A 16,604-nucleotide genomic window follows, 5' to 3' on the forward strand; every position below is an offset into this window, starting at 1 on the left:
TGATTGTATTCTTATCAGTAGAGCTTGAATGCGCTAAAAAGTTGCAATAATTTTCACGTATTCATCACGAGTTACAAGTTAAAGGCTCTACCAGCAATATCCACATTAAAGGTTTCAATGGCGCCGCGTTTTTGCATGGTTACAAACACGGTTTTACCGTCTTTACCACCAAACGCCACATTAGTTGGAAATTGCCCTTTTAGTTTTATTTCTCTTAGTAATTTACCTTTTGGAGAAACCACCGCAATAACACCTGCACCATAGCGTGCAATATATAAGTTACCTGCCTTATCTGTACGCATTCCATCAAGGCCAAAATCGTCAAATTCAATCAGCAGTTGTTTATTAGAAACATTGCCTTGTCCGTCAAGATCATAACGCCATACTTTACGCTGCACACTTTCGTTTACATACAAGATGTTATTATCTGGGCTAACTTCAACACCATTGGTGGTGCCCATATTCGCCTCTAATAGGCTTGTTTCACCTTGTTTGTTTATACGCCATAAATTACCTGCGCTGGTTTGCCAGTTTGGGTCGCTCGCAAATAAAATACCGTTATCCATAATGGCGAGATCATTTGGTTGATTCATTTTTGCATTATGGGCAAACACCTTAACTTTGTCTGCGAGTTCGCCGCCTTGCGCTAAGTCTTTCGCAGCTATTGTTAGTACATTGTGATTAACGTAGTCAGCAATATACATGTTGCCTTTTTTATCAAAGCGAATGCCATTACCGATAGAGCCATTTTTAAGCGTAACGAGCGTCTCGACTTTATCTTTACCAAGCACTTTACCGATAGTGCCTTGGTGTTTGTAATTCACCGCGTATAACACACCTTGCGAGTCAACTGCAGGGCCCTCTACGCCATTGGTAAACGCATTATCTTTCACCCAGTCACTTGTCTCGAATAACGTGTCACTGCTTGCATGGGCGGCAAATAATGCCAGAATTAGTGCACTTGCTATGTTTAATTTCATTGTTATTCCTTATTGTTCGGTGCAAGCAAGATAGAGATCTCGCATTGGATAAATACCTGCAATCACAAGTTCGTCTGTGAGTTTTTGTAAATCAAGCAACTGCTCATCTAACCCGGTTCCTTTTATTTCACCTTTACAACTGCTTATCACCTGTTGTGAAAGCCCAATAAATTGCGTTAGTGATATAAGCGTTGGTTTTAGCTCGCTTAATTTTTTACTTGATGAGAGGGTTTCAAGCCCCATTTCAAGGCCTTTTTGCCACTTTATTAATTGCTTATCTAATTGCGTTATCGAATTAACATCGCCTGAGGTATAGGCTAGCACCCAGCGTTTAATTTGGCGTACTTGCTCACTTTCAACATATAAATAATCAACAAATAAATGAAGTGACGCCTCTTGATGATATTCATCGTTTAAATATTTAATATGGTGGCGCGTATAGTAATGAGCTGGTTCAAGCAGTGCTGCCATCGTATTAAGAAGCGCTAAGGTAGAAGCTTTTTCTTGTTTACTAAGCGACTTAGAAAGTTGGCTTTCAAAGCCACTTTGTTGCTGCGATAAATGCGCTGCACCAATCACATTTGCAGCAAATGTATTGATAAAAGCCAAGCGCAAATACATGCTGTTTTCATCTGTATATTCTTTATTTGACCACAAGCGTTCACTTATAACATACAAACGCGGCCAAATGCGCAAATCAATATTGTCATCGGTCACCATTTCGCTCCAAATAGTCGCTTCAGCACCTAAAATATTCGCTGCATTTGCGCTTTTTAATGGTTGAGATAGCGATACGGGAGATGGCGTGTTAAGCGTTGATAATTTAACGGGGTAACGGCTATTACCAATCATCACAGCGCTATTCTCCCCATTTAAATCAAATTCAAAGGTCAGTGGCCCCATCCAACTGTCCATTTTGGCTATAAATGCATTTGTTGTTTGATTAGGTGTTTTATTAACTAATGCCAACTGATGGTGGTTATTATTAAGTTTAATTAAAACTTGCTCACCTAAAACAACCAGCTCACCTTTAACATCGCTGCCTTTTAAGCGGTCAATCACAAACGACTTTGCCAATACCTGCGGTTTTGATAAATCAACTAGTGGCAATTTGCGTAGTGGATCATTGCGATAGTGATAGTCGCTGTATTGCGGCTGATCAATATAAAACCCTGTCGATAAAATACCTAAATGGCCGCTATTAGCGACTTCATTTAATGAGTCATGACCGCGCCATGATTGCACCACAATATCTTTTGGTAAATCTTGATGAAAAATCTCATCCCAACCCATCATTATTCGCTGGTGTTTAGCAATAATAGGTTGAATTTGGGTATTAAAATAATTCTGCAAATCATGGCCATTTTTAAGGGAGTGCTTGGCCATTAGCGCTTGAACATGCTTATTATTTAACCACTGCTCGGGTTCGACTTCATCACCGCCAATATGTAAATACTGATCAGGGAAAATAGCTGTCATTTCTTCGATTAAACTATCTACAAACTGATATACCTCAGGTTTTGAAATATCAAGTAACGGCTTAAATACGCCCCAATGACGCTCCATTTCATAGGGCTTTACCTCTGCCATAAGCTCAGGGTATGCAACGGCAATGGCACTAGCATGACCCGGCATACCAAATTCAGGCACCACTCGAATACCTAAAAGAGCGGCATACTCAATAACTTCCTTTACCTCACTTTGGCTGTAATAGAGGCCATCTGATGCCTTTTGCGTAAGCTTTGCAAAGCGTTTACTTTCAATGCGCCAGCCTTGATCGTCTGTTAAATGCCAGTGCAACACATTTAATTTGGCAGAAGCCATGGTGTTTAGCTGTCGTTTAATTGTCTCAGTTGATAAGAAATGTCTCGCACTATCAATTAATAACCCACGCCAAGCAAAACGTGGCGCATCAGAAATCGTTACATGGGGTAACATCAGTTGATTATCAAAATGGTTTGCCGCTATTTGTATGAGCGTTGTTAAACCATGCTGCGCGCCAAACACGGTATTGGCGTTTAGTGTGATGCCATTTTGGTTAATCACTAATTGATAACTTTCGTCGTTATTGAGCTGTGGCACCAATAAATCACTTTCTTTGTCGCGCACAATGACTTTAAGGGTTGCGTTATCTGGCGTTTGCTTTTTGTTATTTGCTAAGTCTATTAAGGTGATTTTGTACTTTGCTAAACGTGTTAAGTGCAATTCTAAACGCTTTGCTTGAAATTGTTTTCGCTTGTCACTAAACCCTTCAAATGAAAATTCAATTTGACTAGATAAGTGCAGTTCACCGGTTTGCCTCTCAAATGATTGTGGTTTTGGCATTAAGCTGGTTTCGGCAAAAAGTAATGAGCTAAACAGCAATAAACTACACAGCTTTAAAAGTACACATGCTTTATTAATAAAATGTATCGACACCTAAACACTCCTGGTTCGAAAGTTTGGGAAGAAAATGAGTTGGGATAAGCGCACCACGCTGCTTAATTACCGAAGCAGCTACCTTATGCGCAAAATGTGCGGCACTTTGCGTATCACGCTCAAATAACATTGCCGCTAAAAAACCTGCGGCAAACGAATCGCCCGCAGCGCATGTATCGACAACTTGTTTTTGGGTTAGCTGCTCTGCTGCCACATAAAGCAATGAGTTTTTGCCAATTTCTTGAATCACACAGGGCTCTGCACCTTGTCGAATAACAAGGGTTTGCCTAGAACTTTTCCCTTTGAAGTGTAAGTCAATTATATCGCTCACAGATTGCGTGCCATAAACAGCATATTCATCGTCATTGGTTAAAAATGCGATGTCGGCAAGTGCCATTAACGAAAAGTAATCATGAATGGGCGATATCGACTGCCAAAGCGCTGGGCGATAGTTATTATCAAAATAGATAATGCCACCCTTCGCTTTAAATTGGTGTAGTGCATTTATAAGCACTGCTCGTTGCTTTTCATCTAAAATGGCAAGGCTTATACCCGATAGATAAATGGCATCCACTTGTTTTGTTTCAAGTGCAGTAAGTAGTTTGTGTGACAAAGCTAAATAATCCCTAGCCGAACTATTTTGCCTATCGAAACGAAAAGAGCGCTCGCCGCTATCACAAACATCAACCCAGTATTGCCCTAATGTTTTTGTTGGGTGGCGATCAACAAAATCAAGCTGCATTCCAGATTGTGTCATTAACGCTTTTAGCATTTCACTTTGGTTATCCGTGCCAATTGCCGTTGCGTAATAAATTTGAATAGGTTTTTCGCTATGAGAAGCAATTAGTTGACTCAGGTAATAGGCAGTATTAAAGCTATCGCCACCAAAAAACACATCGCCATCAGCACGATGCTCAATCATACACTCGCCTAAAAACACAATGGAATTAAATGGTTGCAACATCACATTAGCTCCACTGTATTTTTCTGCACTATTTTTGATGGCGCTTTTACTTGTGTCACTAGGCCCACAACAATGCCAAAAAACGCGCCACTTATTACCGCAGGTATTGAAGGGTTACCAAAAAATGCGAGCCACGTGGGGTTAAAACCAATCAGCGCTGCCGTTAATGTACTCGCCACTAAAATTGCAATGCTGCCTTGCCATGTAAGCTTTTGCCAAAAACGACCAAGTAGCCCCATCACAAACAAACCGCATAGTGCGAGCGAGATCATTTTAGTGATATAGGTGATGATATTATTTGATAAAAGGGCAAATAACAGTGCGATGGTCACAGTTAAAATCATGGCGAAACGTGACAATAAAAGTTGCTGTTTATCAGTGAGAGGTTGCTTGCTCAGTGATTGTTTGAAAAGCCAAACATAAATATCACTGACAAATACGCTCACCCCTGCTATGGCATCGGAGCTTGCGCTTGAAAGAGTCGCCGATATGCCCGCTAATAAAATAAGCCCGCCCAGTAAGAGTGGCAGAGTATTAAGTGCAATATACGGAAAAGCATACGCAGGATTATCTAAATCACCCTTAATCAAATAAGCACAAATACCGATAATTGCTGGTACTAATGAAAATCCTAGATAAAGTACACCCGACATCACAAACGATTTGCGAATACTGCTTACATTGTCACCTGAATAGATGCGCTGGCGAAACGAGGGGGTTGCCATTACCCCTACTAATACTGCAAATGACATTGAGATTGCGGGAATAAGGCCGATATTCTGATAAGACAAAAAACCACTACCGTTAACCACTTGGTTGTTTTGTACCGCTTGCCAACCACCGACAGAATCAATCGCAAAATAGGCCATTAATAAAAAGCCTACAAATAGAATCACCGCTTGAATGGCGTCGGTCCACACCACTGCGGAATAGCCCCCTAGCGTGACATAAATGGCAAGGCCAATGCCGATGATTAGCTTTGCAGTCGTATCATCTATGCCCGTAAGCCAGGCTAAATACATGCCACCGCCAATTAAATGCGCACCTAACCAGCCAATACTTGCAGCATAAATAATCACAGCGAGTATTTTTTTTACAAGCGCGTTATTACCCACATAGCTCGCAAGCTCTTCACTCATGGTGGCAAATTGTTGTTTACGCACAGGTGCGAATACCCACGCCAATAACAGTATTCCCACTGCACCACCTATGCCATAGAGCGCACCCGCCCATGCATTTTGATAGGCAAAACCCACAGCCCCCATCGAAGAACCAGTGCCGACCATAGTTGCAACCGTGGTGCCGAGTGTGAGAAATAAAGGCACTTTTCGCCCAGCTAACAAAAAGTCGCTACCGGATTTTTGCCAGCGTGAAACAAACCAACTAATTGCAATCATGGCAAGCAAATAGGCAAAAAATGCAGCCAGAAACGTCATTTGTTGTGATGTCATAAGTGCCCCTATTTTTTATTATTCTTTTGAGGTTTTAGTTCCCTTATTGACCTTTGTAGCAGGTCACATCAACTTCTACTTTACAGTCAACAACCAGGTCAGCCACCATGCAAATGCGCGCAGGCGGGTGCTCACCAAATACTTCTGCAAACACTTTATTAAATGACTGAAAATAACGAGAGTCCGTTAATACCACCGACACATGGGTCACTGTTTCAAGGCCATAACCTGCTTCAGTCATAATGTCGATGCAGTTTTGTATGGCAAGACGCGATTGCTCAATAATGCCTCCTTCAACAACTTCGCCATCTCGCATGGGGGTTTGTCCTGAAACTTTTAACCAACCACCCGCTTCTACTGCGCGTGAAAAAGGTAAATGTTGGCCACCTGTACCTGTGCCGCCTTCTGCGCCAATACGTCTAATTGTCATAATTTCCTCTTTTAAATGCTGCGTTGAGAACCTTTTCTCAACATTTCAAAATTCTTATTTAGTTGGCGCTAATATTAAATGCGCGCTAAAAATCGTCCGGCTCGCTCAAATTGCGTAACGCTTAGATCATCAAGACCCTCAACAAAGCTTACTTTGCCGTTGACCCATACACGCTTAATGCCGTCAGCTTGTGCTTGAGGGTTTTGATAGCTGGCGTTATCGATAATCGCGTTTGCATCAAATAACACTAAATCCGCAAAATAACCTTTAGCAATTTTGCCGCGATTGTTGAGCTTAAATTGCGATGATGGCAGCGCTGTCATTTTATGAATAGCCAACGCCAACGACAGCGTTTGCTGCTCTCTTGCGTAATGCCCTAATACTCTTGGGAACGTACCCCATAATCTAGGATGCGGGTGTGGCTCGCACGGTAAACCGTCCGAGCCAATCATGCTGTTGTCATAGCTTAAAAACTGTTTTACATCATCTTCTAACATGCAGTGATAAACCGCACCGGCAGGCATTAATTTTTTGGCAGTGTCCATTAATGATAATTGCCAGTTATTTGCTATATCACGCAAACTTTTTTCAGCCATTTCAGGATGGGTTTCAGACCACGTAATGTAAATCTCGGTACTGTCAGTGACCTGATTTAAATCGAGTGTGCTTGAGCTCGCAGCATACGGATAACAATCGCAGCAAGCGAGTTGTGATTGTCGTTTATCTTCTAGATGCGCTAATACTTCCTGTGCACGTCCCCAATTATCAATGCCGGCGCATTTTAAGTGGGAAATAATCAGCGGAAGCTTTGCTTGTTTCGCGGTTGCAAACGCTTCGTCCATAGCATCAATAATGCCTTGAAATTCAGTGCGTAAATGTGTGGTATACACACCCTCAAACGGCGTTACACATTTGGCAAGACGATTCACTTCTTCACGACTTGATGCTTTAGCATTCGGATAGGCAAGCCCAGTACTTAGCCCTAATGCGCCTTGTTCCATTTGAGTACGCAGTAACGACTGCATTTGGTTAATTTCTTGTTCTGAGGCAGCTTTTGATAAATCATTCATTACTTGCGCGCGAAGGCTAGTATGACCAATTAACTGAGCAAGATTAACGCTTGGCTTTGCCCTTTCAAAAGCATTTCTAAAATCAGCTAAATTGGTGTATTTGAAATCTTCTTTTTGGCCCAATAAATTAATAGGATCAACGGGTTCAATATCTGTAACACAAGGTACACTGCTAATACCACAGTTGCCTGCAATTACCGAAGTTACACCTTGACTTACTTTGCACAGCATATGCGGATTACGCAGCACTTCTAAATCGTCATGAGTATGCACGTCAATAAAACCAGGGGCTAATGTTAACCCTGTTGCATCAATGTCTTGATCTGAGTAGAAATGAGAACAATCACCGAGCGCAGTAATGCGGTCGTCACTTATTGCAACATCGCCAACAAAGCATTCATTTAGCTCGCCCGTGTAAACAGTCGCATTACGAATCACAGTGGTAGTGTGGTTATTATCACTCATATTTAATCGCCTAGCGGAAAGCGTGTGTCCGCCGGTGGCGCGTCGCTATTTTGATTACGATGCTGATCTAATTGAATTTTTAAACGACGCAGCTTTTCTTTTGAGCGGCGCTGATTTTTAGTTGCCACCTCACTTGATAAAATATCAATCGCGGCCATCATTGCATAACGCGCAGCACTTGGTTTAAAGATGTAATCACTCTCTTGCGTTTTAATCGGCAAATGCACATCTGCAATATCAGCAAGTTCACCTAGCGGGCAAATGGCAATAATATTTGCACCGTACTCTTTTGCAATACGCGCCGCAGCAATCACATCTGGCGATACGCCACTTAGCGATAAACACAGCACCACATCATTTTTGTTGATGGTTGATGCGGTCATACGCATCATCATAGGATCAGAGTGAGCGTTACATAACACATCTAAGCGAAATAGGCGGTTTTGACATTCCATCGCCAGCATACTGCTACCGCCACCCACGCCAAAAATCAAGCAATGGCGTGTATCACAGATTGCTTCTGCAGCGGTCATAACAGCTTCTTCGCTAATTAGACCGACATTAAGTGCTAAAATTTCTTGAATTGACGAGTAAACATGAAAGATATCTTTCTTTTCAATCGGTTCAGAACTAGTAAAGCGCTCACCAATCGCTGCTGACTGAGTGATCTGAAACTTTAGATCGCGCACATTTTCACAGCCTAAACTTTTGGCAAGGCGCGTAATACTCGCGTGACTCACACTGGCTTTGTCTGCCAGCTCATTAATTGAAGCAGTCGCTGCAAATTCAAGATCACTCAAAATTAGATGAGCAACCTTGTCTTCTGCTGGGCTAAAGTGCCCTAACCCTTCTTTTATTTTGTTAATAATATCCATGTGTTACTGCTTCCTAACTAAAAAAAGGTGGAAATGGTTTTGCGAATTACCCAATCATCATCGGCGATTGCTACCTGACGCCATTTATCAAACGTTAAACACGGATGAGACGTCGAAAAACAGACCATATCACCCACTTTCAGATTGCAGTTGTCAGGCAAGGTTAGCATGGCATGCTGATCCATAATTTTAACGGTTTCAATTAAGGCATCAGCCGGTTGCAATGTTTGGTTATCAACATGATAGATTAATTCTGCTTTTGGTAAACCTGCATCAAATGCTACATCGCGCTTACCTAAACCAACAATGGCAAGTCCTGCTTCGGGACGCGATACAACATAGGCCCACACCGTTAAGCTTGATGCTAAATCACCTGTCACATCACAAGCCAATTGACTACGTGCCATTACCGCATTTTGTGCATCTTGATAAATGCCAGTGTCATGAATAAGGTAACAACCAGGGCGAATCACTAAATTAAAGTTCTCTTGGTGATTATGTTTGCCGAGTGTATTCGCTACGATGTCATACCAAGCAGATCCCGCGCCAGTAATAATGGGCTTATCTAAATCAAACGCATTTTGCTTTTTAAGTGTGCTCGCAAGTTGATAGATTTCATCAACAAAACTAGTGACTTTTTCAAGGGCATTACTACCGCCAATCACCCCTTCATAAAAACCAATTCCTGAAAGCTTTAAGCTTGGGTGCTGTTTACATGCAGCTAGAAATGCATCGGTATTACTCACATCACGCCAACCACAGCGGCCGCCTTGCGCACCAATTTCTAATAAAATGTTAATTGATACTTTTCGCGCATCAAAAAAGCGGCCTATTTGTTTGGCGTTTTCTACCGAATCTACAAAACAGTAAAATTCCACATCGGTGGTTTCAAGTAGCTGGGCTATTTGCTCAAAGTGGTATTTGCCAACGACTTGGTTAGCCAAAATAATTCGTTTAACACCGTGATTTACCGCGTTAAGTACTTGCGCCACCGTTGCAAGGGTAATGCCCCAGGCACCGTGCTCAAGCTGCATTTTAAAAAGCTCGGGTGCCATCGTGGTTTTACCGTGGGGGGCTAAGTTTACTTCTGCCTTTTGACAAAAATCGCTCATCCACTTTGCGTTATTATTAATGGCCGATCGTGATAATACTGCAACCGGAAAACTCACTTCTTCACGCAATATATGCCAGCCACCGTGTGCTAGAGATTGTGGATTTCCCGCACCTTTAATTACTTCATTCATAAAACTTGTTACCAGATTGCTAACAGCGAAACACCTAACTAATACAATTCTATTCAATCTAGATGCATTTCAAACAAATTTGTTATCAAAGTGTTGCTTTTTTAATTATGTTAATGTTAAAAAGTAACAAGTTCAAGGTTTTTATATGTTACTTTTTAACATTAGAGGTAACAGACATTCACATTTGAACTAGGTGAGTCAACTTTCAAGTATCAGCTAAACTGGGCTGTTGTTAAGAGTTTAGTGCTGCGTGAATTGAGCTGTAAAACGCATACATTACTGATGAAGTTACGACCCTTTTATTATTTTTTTGACGGCCCATGACAACGCTGTCAGTAAATTAAACAAGTAATCACAACAATAAGGTTTCTCGGAATTATTTTCTGATAGAACTAAACACTAATAGGGGAAAACTGTGTCCAACAGAACATTTAAACGAAGCGTGCTGTCTTCAACTATTGCGGTAGCACTCTCTGCCGGTTTCGCACAAAACGTTATCGCTGAAGAAAAATCATCAGCCGAAGCCGAAATGGAAGTTATTCAGGTTAAAGGTATTCGCGCCAGCACCGTTAAAGCGATTAATACTAAGCGCTTTGCATTATCACAAGTTGACGGCATTGCATCAGAAGATATCGGTAAATTACCCGACGTAACAATTTCAGACTCACTACAACGTATCACCGGTGTACAGGTTGAGCGTGCTGCCGGTGAAAGTGGCCCAGTACAAATCCGTGGTATGGCACAAGTTGATACAACACTTAACGGCGAAGTATTTTTAAGTGCAACCACCATTGATTCATCAGGCGCTGACTTTGGAGACTTACCTTCTCAGCTTTTCTCTGGTGTTGATGTTTATAAAACAAGTGAAACGAAACGTACAGCTTCTGGTATCACCGGTGCAGTTGACCTTAAAACACGTCGTCCATTCGATATGAGCGAAGGCTGGACAACAAACGTTGCAGCAGATGTGACACGTGGCTCAATTAGTGAAGAAACGGATCCAAATCTAAACGGTCTTATCAGCTACAATGCTGATAAATGGGGTGTGTTATTCTCAGCTGTAGCACAAGAAGCAACCCTTGCTACTGACTACAATGGTTACTTCGATACCTCTGAAAATGGTGGTATTGGCGCGGCAAACAATAACTTTACATGGGGTCAAAACCCTCAAGGTAACGACATTCGTCATGTTGTGCCACAAGGTTTTGCGGCATTTAACAAACAAGAAAAGCGTGAGCGCCAAGGTTATCAGTTCGCTTTCCAAGCTGATTTAAGTGAAGGCGTAGAACTAGTATTTGAAGCGTTTTACACCGACCAAGAGCGTTTCAATGAGCGTCAAGGCTTCTCGCATAACAACCGTTGGTACTCATTTAACGATTATGCATTCCCAACAGAGTCAGGCTACACCGATAAATTCACCGACATTCATGGTAATGAGTGGGGTTCGGTAAATGATTTTTACCTTCAGCCATGGCGCATGCAGACGTTCACTCAGGTAAACAATAACTACGAAACATCTACCAACTTAAACTTAGAACTAAACTTTAATAATGGTGGTCCACTTTCAGGTCAAGTACGTGTAACACGTGCTAAAGCCGATGCAAGCATGCGCCACGGCTACGGTGAAGGTGACTTACTAAGTATCGACCAAGGTACACGTGTAACAGGCCCAGGTCAGTTCACACCAGCTGAGTACTGTGGAGCAGGTGACACGATTGTGGGCGACCAAGGTGGTTGTTACGCAGCCTTTGCACCAGGCGGCATCGAAGATGATTCATTCCTCATCCGATATGATGCACGTGGCGAATCTCCAGTATTTAGTGGTTTTGACCAAATGGTTAATGGTGGTCAAGGCTTAATGAGCATTGCTGATTATATGGGCAGCTTAGATTCATACCACATCGGTGCATTCTCATCAGAAGGTAACACTGATGATGAAGGTGAAATCAATACATTCAGCACAAAATGGAATTATCAATTTGACGATATGCCTTTCGTAACAAGTGTTGATTTTGGTGTGCGCTTTATGGAACGTAAAGTAGATCACGACCAATTCACATATACTTCAGAATTTGGTGATGGCTGTGATATCGCACAGTGGAAAGCAGTTGACCAATACCACACAACATCTACATGTGAGGGTAATCCTGCTGCAGGTGAATACCTAACAGAAGATGTTGGCGATTTAACTGCAGGTACTTGGGTACCTTATACATTACTTAACCCAACTCGCCTTGACACACATACTACAGTTAGCCAAATTTCTGACTTCGGTAGCGCAAAAGGCATTCCGACAATGTGGGCAATTGATCCATCAAACTTCCGTGACCCACGTCAGTTCCACTTAGATACGTTTGGAAACGTACAACGTGTTGAAAATGCGGGTGCATCATACGATGTGAAATTAAGTGAGTTTAGCTACTTTGCACAAGCTAACTTTGAGTGGGAAATGATTCGCGGTAACTTTGGTATGAAGGTGGTTGAAACTGACCTTTATGTTAAGCAAAATCTGGCAGGTTCAAACTTACCTCACTCAGGTTTAGGCCCGGATATCGGTGATGTGGTAACTGAGCGCAGTTACACTGATTACTTACCTTCACTAAATATTATTGCAGATATTACAGAAGATGTGATTGTTCGTGGTGCCTACTCTAAGAATATGCAAGCACTTAGCCTTGCTAACTGGGGCGGTGGTAAAACAGTGGGTAAAGCCATTAACGGTGAATGTGACTGTTTACGCGTAGTAAATGGTACTCTAACAGGTAACCCGGCACTTAACCCATGGCGTTCAGAAAACTTCTCACTTTCAGCTGAGTGGTATAACGGCGAAGCATCTATGATGTTCTTAGCGTTTTATAAAATCGATATTGAAAGCTTTACTACAGGTGGTGAAGTAATGATCGATGAGCCAGATGATGATGGTATCAGCCGTGGTCCATGGCCGTTCAGTACACAAATACAAGGTACGGGTGGTCATGTCCAAGGTGTTGAGGTTGGCATTAAAGCAGCGTTTAACGACTATATGGACTTAGCAATTCTAAATAACTTTGGTGTAGATGTTAACTATACGTACAGTGATAGTGGTTACGAAACTGATGATCCAAGCCCATTTGGTGCGCTTCCGTTCCCAGGTAACTCTGAGCATACATACAACTTTGTACTATGGTACGAACAAGATGATTTCTCAACGCGTTTAGCATGGAATTCACGTAGTGAACGTATGATCATAGAAGGCTCTGACAATTCTGTAGCTAAACAGCGTTTATTACAAGACCCTTATTCGCAACTTGACTTCAGTGCAACATACCATGCAACTGAAAACCTCGATATCTTTATTCACGGTTCTAACCTTACTGAGGAAGTACAACAGACTTATCTGCAGTTCTCTTCACAAAAAGCGTTTCGTAACGAGTATGAATCGCGTTGGACCCTTGGTGTTAGGGCAACATTTTAATCCTTAGAATTATTAGGATTTAGGTTGAATTAACACTTTCTGCCCAAGACTGCCGTCATTTGGCGGCAGTCTTTTCTTTTGGTTTCATCACGATACAATGCAAATACCCATTTGATTAACTAATTGCCTATTTACTTAATCAAGTTACTTAATCAAATTGGTATTAAAGTAATAGCCTAGAGTGTGAACCATGACAGAAACAACAAAAACAATAAATTCCATCGTCATAGTCGGCGGCGGCACATCTGGCTGGATGACAGCTGCAGCCCTTGCTAATCACGCCCCGCTAAAACACTGTAAAATCACCCTGATAGAATCAAGCAAACTTGGCACCATAGGTGTGGGTGAAGCCACCATTCCAACCCTACGTCGCTTTTATCAAAACTTAGGTCTTAGCGATATTGAGGTATTAAAAGCTACCAAAGGCAGTTGCAAGCTTGGCATTGAATTTCAAGGTTGGGCAGGTGAAAATTCCCGCTTTATTCACCCGTTTGGCATTTACGGGCAAAGCACGCCCACAACCCCATTTCATCATTATTGGTTACGCGCCGAGCGTGCTGGTGCGCACAGCGATATAACCGATTACTCACTTGGTGTGCAAATGGCAAAACACAACAAATTTGTGCCACCCAAAATTAAACCACAAAACCAATTAGAAATTTTTGATTGGGCACTGCATTTTGATGCCAGCTTGTTTGCCAAACTGATGTTCGATTATTCAACCAATAAAGGTGTTACACATATTGATAACACCATTTGTAGCATTGAAAATCATCCTGATGGCAGTATTAGCCAATTACATTTTGAAGATGATTCAAGCATCGCCGCAGATTTATTTATTGATTGTTCTGGTTTTAAGGCGCTGTTAATTGGTGAAAATCAAGCTGTTGATTATGAAAATTGGAGCCACTGGCTATTAAATGACAGCGCTATCGCAGTACAAACAAGCGCAACGGCTGAACCCATCACGCGTACCCTCGCTATCGCTAAAAAAGGTGGCTGGCAATGGCGTATTCCTCTTCAACACCGTGTTGGTAATGGCTATGTTTATAGCAGCAAATACCTCTCCCATGAAGAAGCAAAGCAAAGTTTGCTAGCGTCTATCGATGGCGACATTTTACAGCCAGCGCGTAAGTTTAGTTTTACTCCAGGAAGGCGTAAAACAGCGTGGCACAACAACTGTGTCGCAATTGGCTTGAGCTCAGGCTTTTTAGAGCCATTAGAGAGCACCAGCATTGCACTGGTTGAAACAGCAATCGAAAAACTCTTACTAACCTTCACGAGTAATCAATATTCAGTAAACGATGTTGCTAAATTTAATGATGTGAATGCACAAGAATATGAGCGTGTGCGCGACTTTATTATTTTGCACTACAAATTAAACGGCCGCAGCGACAGCCCTATGTGGCAGTATTACCGCGATATGGCAATTCCGGCTTCACTTGAAGAAAAAATGCTGACCTTTGCCAAAACCGGCGAGTTAAAACGCCTGCCTTGGGAAATGTTTGGCCCCGACAGTTGGCTGGCTATTTACCACGGTTTAAATTTTTTACCCGAAAACTACCAAGCAAGCGCAGATAATATGCCGCTCAATTACTTAAACGAACATTTAACTAAAATGCGCGAAATGGTTTCAAGCCAAGTAAACAATGCGCCTACCCACAGCGAATTTTTAGAAAAGCACTGTGGCTATCAACCAATCAAGCAACAGGAAGCGGTATGCAGTTAACACACAATCCCATTGAAAAGTTTGTTATTGTCGGTGGCGGCACTGCAGGTTGGCTCGCAGCAGCAACACTTGGCAATATTTTTAAAGACAGTCACACCCAAGTTGAGCTGATTGAATCAGACGAAGTCAATATTATTGGTGTTGGCGAAGCCACGATTCCACCGCTCATTGATACCCTTGAAAGCCTCGGCATTGATTTAGTTGAATTTATAAAAGCCACTCAAGCCAGTTTTAAATGGGGTATTCAGTTTGAAAACTGGTATCAAGAATCGCATAGCTATTTTCACCCATTTGGTGAAGTTGGCCAAAAGATTGATGGTCACGAGTTTTACCAATGTTGGCTAAAACAAAAAGCCGAAGGCGACAGCACACCATTAATGGCCTATTCGCCAGAAGCGGTATTATCTGAAAAAAATCGCTTTTTTGTACCGCACCAAGCGATGAATACGCCACTTGCAGGCGCCCGCTTTGCACTGCACCTAGATGCAGTGCTGGCAGGGCAATATTTGCGTAAATTTTCAGAAAATATTGGTGTAAAACGCACTGTCGGCCACGTCGAATCAATCAGCAAAACTCTAGACGGCAATATAGCGTCTGTCACATTAAAATCAGGCGAGACAATTAATGGCGACTTTTTTATTGATTGTACAGGCTTTAAAGGCTTACTCATTGGTAATGCACTCAATACCGAATACCAAGATTGGTCGGAGCATTTACCTTGTAACCGTGCGGTTGCAGTACAAACCAAACTCACGGGTGATACCAAACCCTATACCGTTTCGCGCGGCCAAAAAGCGGGGTGGAGCTGGCATATTCCGCTACAACACCGCACAGGCAATGGCTATGTATTTTGCGATAAATACATAACCGATGAAGAAGCGATTAAAACTTTACTTGATAATGTTGATGGCGAGCCACTAACCGAGCCAAGAGTGATCCCCTTTGTTACCGGTGTGCGCGATAAAGTATGGAATAAAAACTGCCTATCACTTGGTCTTGCACAGGGGTTTTTAGAGCCGCTTGAATCTACTGCAATTCATTTAGTCTCTAAATCGCTAGCGCTGTTTGTACGTATGTTTCCAACCAAAACAGCAAATCCAGTAATACAAAACGAATTTAACCGCCGCATTATTGGCGATTACGAAGAAATTCGCGACTTTTTAGTGCTGCACTACTGCACCACTAAACGTGACGACTCAGCGTTTTGGCGCGATTGGCAACAAAAGCAAGTTCCGGCAAGTTTAGCCACACGCATCGAATTTTTTAAACAAAGCGGTGGCCTAATTCCAGGTGTCGAAGAACTATTCCACCCCACCAGCTGGTATGCGGTGTTCGATGGTATGGGAGTAGTGCCTATTGGCTACAACCCAACCTTAGATGCGCTTAACAGCGAAATGCTTTCAAAAAGCCTTGCCGCTGGCAGAAATGCCCTTGAAAAATGCGCTGAAGCACAGCCAACCCATGATGCGTTTTTACAGAAGTACTGCCCTGCCGATGAGGCGATTTTTAACTAAATCGTCCTTT

At 42.2% G+C, this 16,604-nt stretch carries 11 protein-coding genes; 3 read left to right on the forward strand and 8 right to left on the reverse strand.

The genetic code is table 11. The features are described from left to right. Positions 1 to 71 precede the first annotated feature (71 nt). The 8 genes from ACHSBP_RS14800 to ACHSBP_RS14835 form a co-directional block, all read right to left on the reverse strand. Positions 72 to 980, reverse strand: coding sequence for an SMP-30/gluconolactonase/LRE family protein (locus ACHSBP_RS14800; RefSeq protein WP_010558885.1), 909 nt, complete (start codon positions 978 to 980; stop codon positions 72 to 74). A gap of 9 nt (positions 981 to 989) precedes the next feature. Next, positions 990 to 3,398 carry a beta-N-acetylhexosaminidase gene (locus tag ACHSBP_RS14805; protein ID WP_395389346.1) on the reverse strand — a complete coding sequence of 803 codons (2,409 nt, stop codon included), beginning with the start codon at positions 3,396 to 3,398 and terminating at the stop codon, positions 990 to 992. After that, a complete protein-coding gene (locus ACHSBP_RS14810; RefSeq protein WP_395389348.1) occupies positions 3,379 to 4,320 on the reverse strand; it encodes a sugar kinase in 942 nt (313 codons plus the stop codon). The genes ACHSBP_RS14805 and ACHSBP_RS14810 overlap by 20 nt, the downstream gene beginning before the upstream one ends. 41 nt (positions 4,321 to 4,361) lie before the next feature. Continuing rightward, positions 4,362 to 5,813: a sodium:solute symporter family protein gene (locus ACHSBP_RS14815; RefSeq protein WP_395389350.1), complete on the reverse strand. Its 1,452-nt coding sequence runs from the start codon at positions 5,811 to 5,813 to the stop codon at positions 4,362 to 4,364. Positions 5,814 to 5,856: 43 nt separating this feature from the next. Continuing rightward, complete coding sequence (locus ACHSBP_RS14820; protein ID WP_054980188.1) at positions 5,857 to 6,243, reverse strand: RidA family protein; 387 nt, start codon at positions 6,241 to 6,243, stop codon at positions 5,857 to 5,859. Positions 6,244 to 6,317: 74 nt separating this feature from the next. Beyond that, positions 6,318 to 7,778, reverse strand: a complete 1,461-nt coding sequence (locus ACHSBP_RS14825; RefSeq protein ID WP_395389352.1) for an amidohydrolase family protein — start codon at positions 7,776 to 7,778, stop codon at positions 6,318 to 6,320. Positions 7,779 to 7,780: 2 nt separating this feature from the next. Next, the gene (locus ACHSBP_RS14830; protein ID WP_138633530.1) at positions 7,781 to 8,653 is read right to left on the reverse strand and encodes a MurR/RpiR family transcriptional regulator; all 873 of its coding nucleotides are present in this window, start codon (positions 8,651 to 8,653) and stop codon (positions 7,781 to 7,783) included. A 17-nt stretch (positions 8,654 to 8,670) separates the two neighbouring features. Then, entirely contained in the window at positions 8,671 to 9,897 is a 1,227-nt protein-coding gene (locus ACHSBP_RS14835; RefSeq protein WP_395389354.1) for an amino acid deaminase, read from the reverse strand. Between the two features lie 415 nt (positions 9,898 to 10,312). Here ACHSBP_RS14835 and ACHSBP_RS14840 point away from each other — a divergent pair, with 415 nt between their 5' ends. The 3 genes from ACHSBP_RS14840 to ACHSBP_RS14850 all read left to right on the forward strand — a co-directional run bounded on the left by ACHSBP_RS14840 (position 10,313) and on the right by ACHSBP_RS14850 (position 16,594). Beyond that, on the forward strand, positions 10,313 to 13,351 hold the full coding sequence (locus tag ACHSBP_RS14840) for a TonB-dependent receptor (protein ID WP_395389356.1): 3,039 nt from the start codon (positions 10,313 to 10,315) through the stop codon (positions 13,349 to 13,351). A 190-nt stretch (positions 13,352 to 13,541) separates the two neighbouring features. Beyond that, on the forward strand, positions 13,542 to 15,080 hold the full coding sequence (locus tag ACHSBP_RS14845; RefSeq protein ID WP_395389359.1) for a tryptophan halogenase family protein: 1,539 nt from the start codon (positions 13,542 to 13,544) through the stop codon (positions 15,078 to 15,080). After that, the gene (locus tag ACHSBP_RS14850; RefSeq protein WP_395389362.1) at positions 15,071 to 16,594 is read left to right on the forward strand and encodes a tryptophan halogenase family protein; all 1,524 of its coding nucleotides are present in this window, start codon (positions 15,071 to 15,073) and stop codon (positions 16,592 to 16,594) included. Before ACHSBP_RS14845 ends, ACHSBP_RS14850 begins: the two co-directional genes overlap by 10 nt. Positions 16,595 to 16,604: the final 10 nt, after the last annotated feature.

This window comes from Pseudoalteromonas sp. XMcav1-K, from assembly GCF_044005875.1.
In the GTDB taxonomy this organism is placed as follows: Bacteria; Pseudomonadota; Gammaproteobacteria; order Enterobacterales; family Alteromonadaceae; genus Pseudoalteromonas; species Pseudoalteromonas spongiae.

Coding starts and splice junctions, on each gene's coding strand:
- ACHSBP_RS14830 (WP_138633530.1), bottom strand. CDS start 8,653: ATGGATATTATTAACAAAATAAAAGAAGGGTTAGGGCACTTTAGCCCA.
- ACHSBP_RS14845 (WP_395389359.1), top strand. CDS start 13,542: ATGACAGAAACAACAAAAACAATAAATTCCATCGTCATAGTCGGCGGC.
- ACHSBP_RS14825 (WP_395389352.1), bottom strand. CDS start 7,778: ATGAGTGATAATAACCACACTACCACTGTGATTCGTAATGCGACTGTT.
- ACHSBP_RS14810 (WP_395389348.1), bottom strand. CDS start 4,320: ATGATTGAGCATCGTGCTGATGGCGATGTGTTTTTTGGTGGCGATAGC.
- ACHSBP_RS14800 (WP_010558885.1), bottom strand. CDS start 980: ATGAAATTAAACATAGCAAGTGCACTAATTCTGGCATTATTTGCCGCC.
- ACHSBP_RS14820 (WP_054980188.1), bottom strand. CDS start 6,243: ATGACAATTAGACGTATTGGCGCAGAAGGCGGCACAGGTACAGGTGGC.
- ACHSBP_RS14835 (WP_395389354.1), bottom strand. CDS start 9,897: ATGAATGAAGTAATTAAAGGTGCGGGAAATCCACAATCTCTAGCACAC.
- ACHSBP_RS14850 (WP_395389362.1), top strand. CDS start 15,071: ATGCAGTTAACACACAATCCCATTGAAAAGTTTGTTATTGTCGGTGGC.
- ACHSBP_RS14815 (WP_395389350.1), bottom strand. CDS start 5,813: ATGACATCACAACAAATGACGTTTCTGGCTGCATTTTTTGCCTATTTG.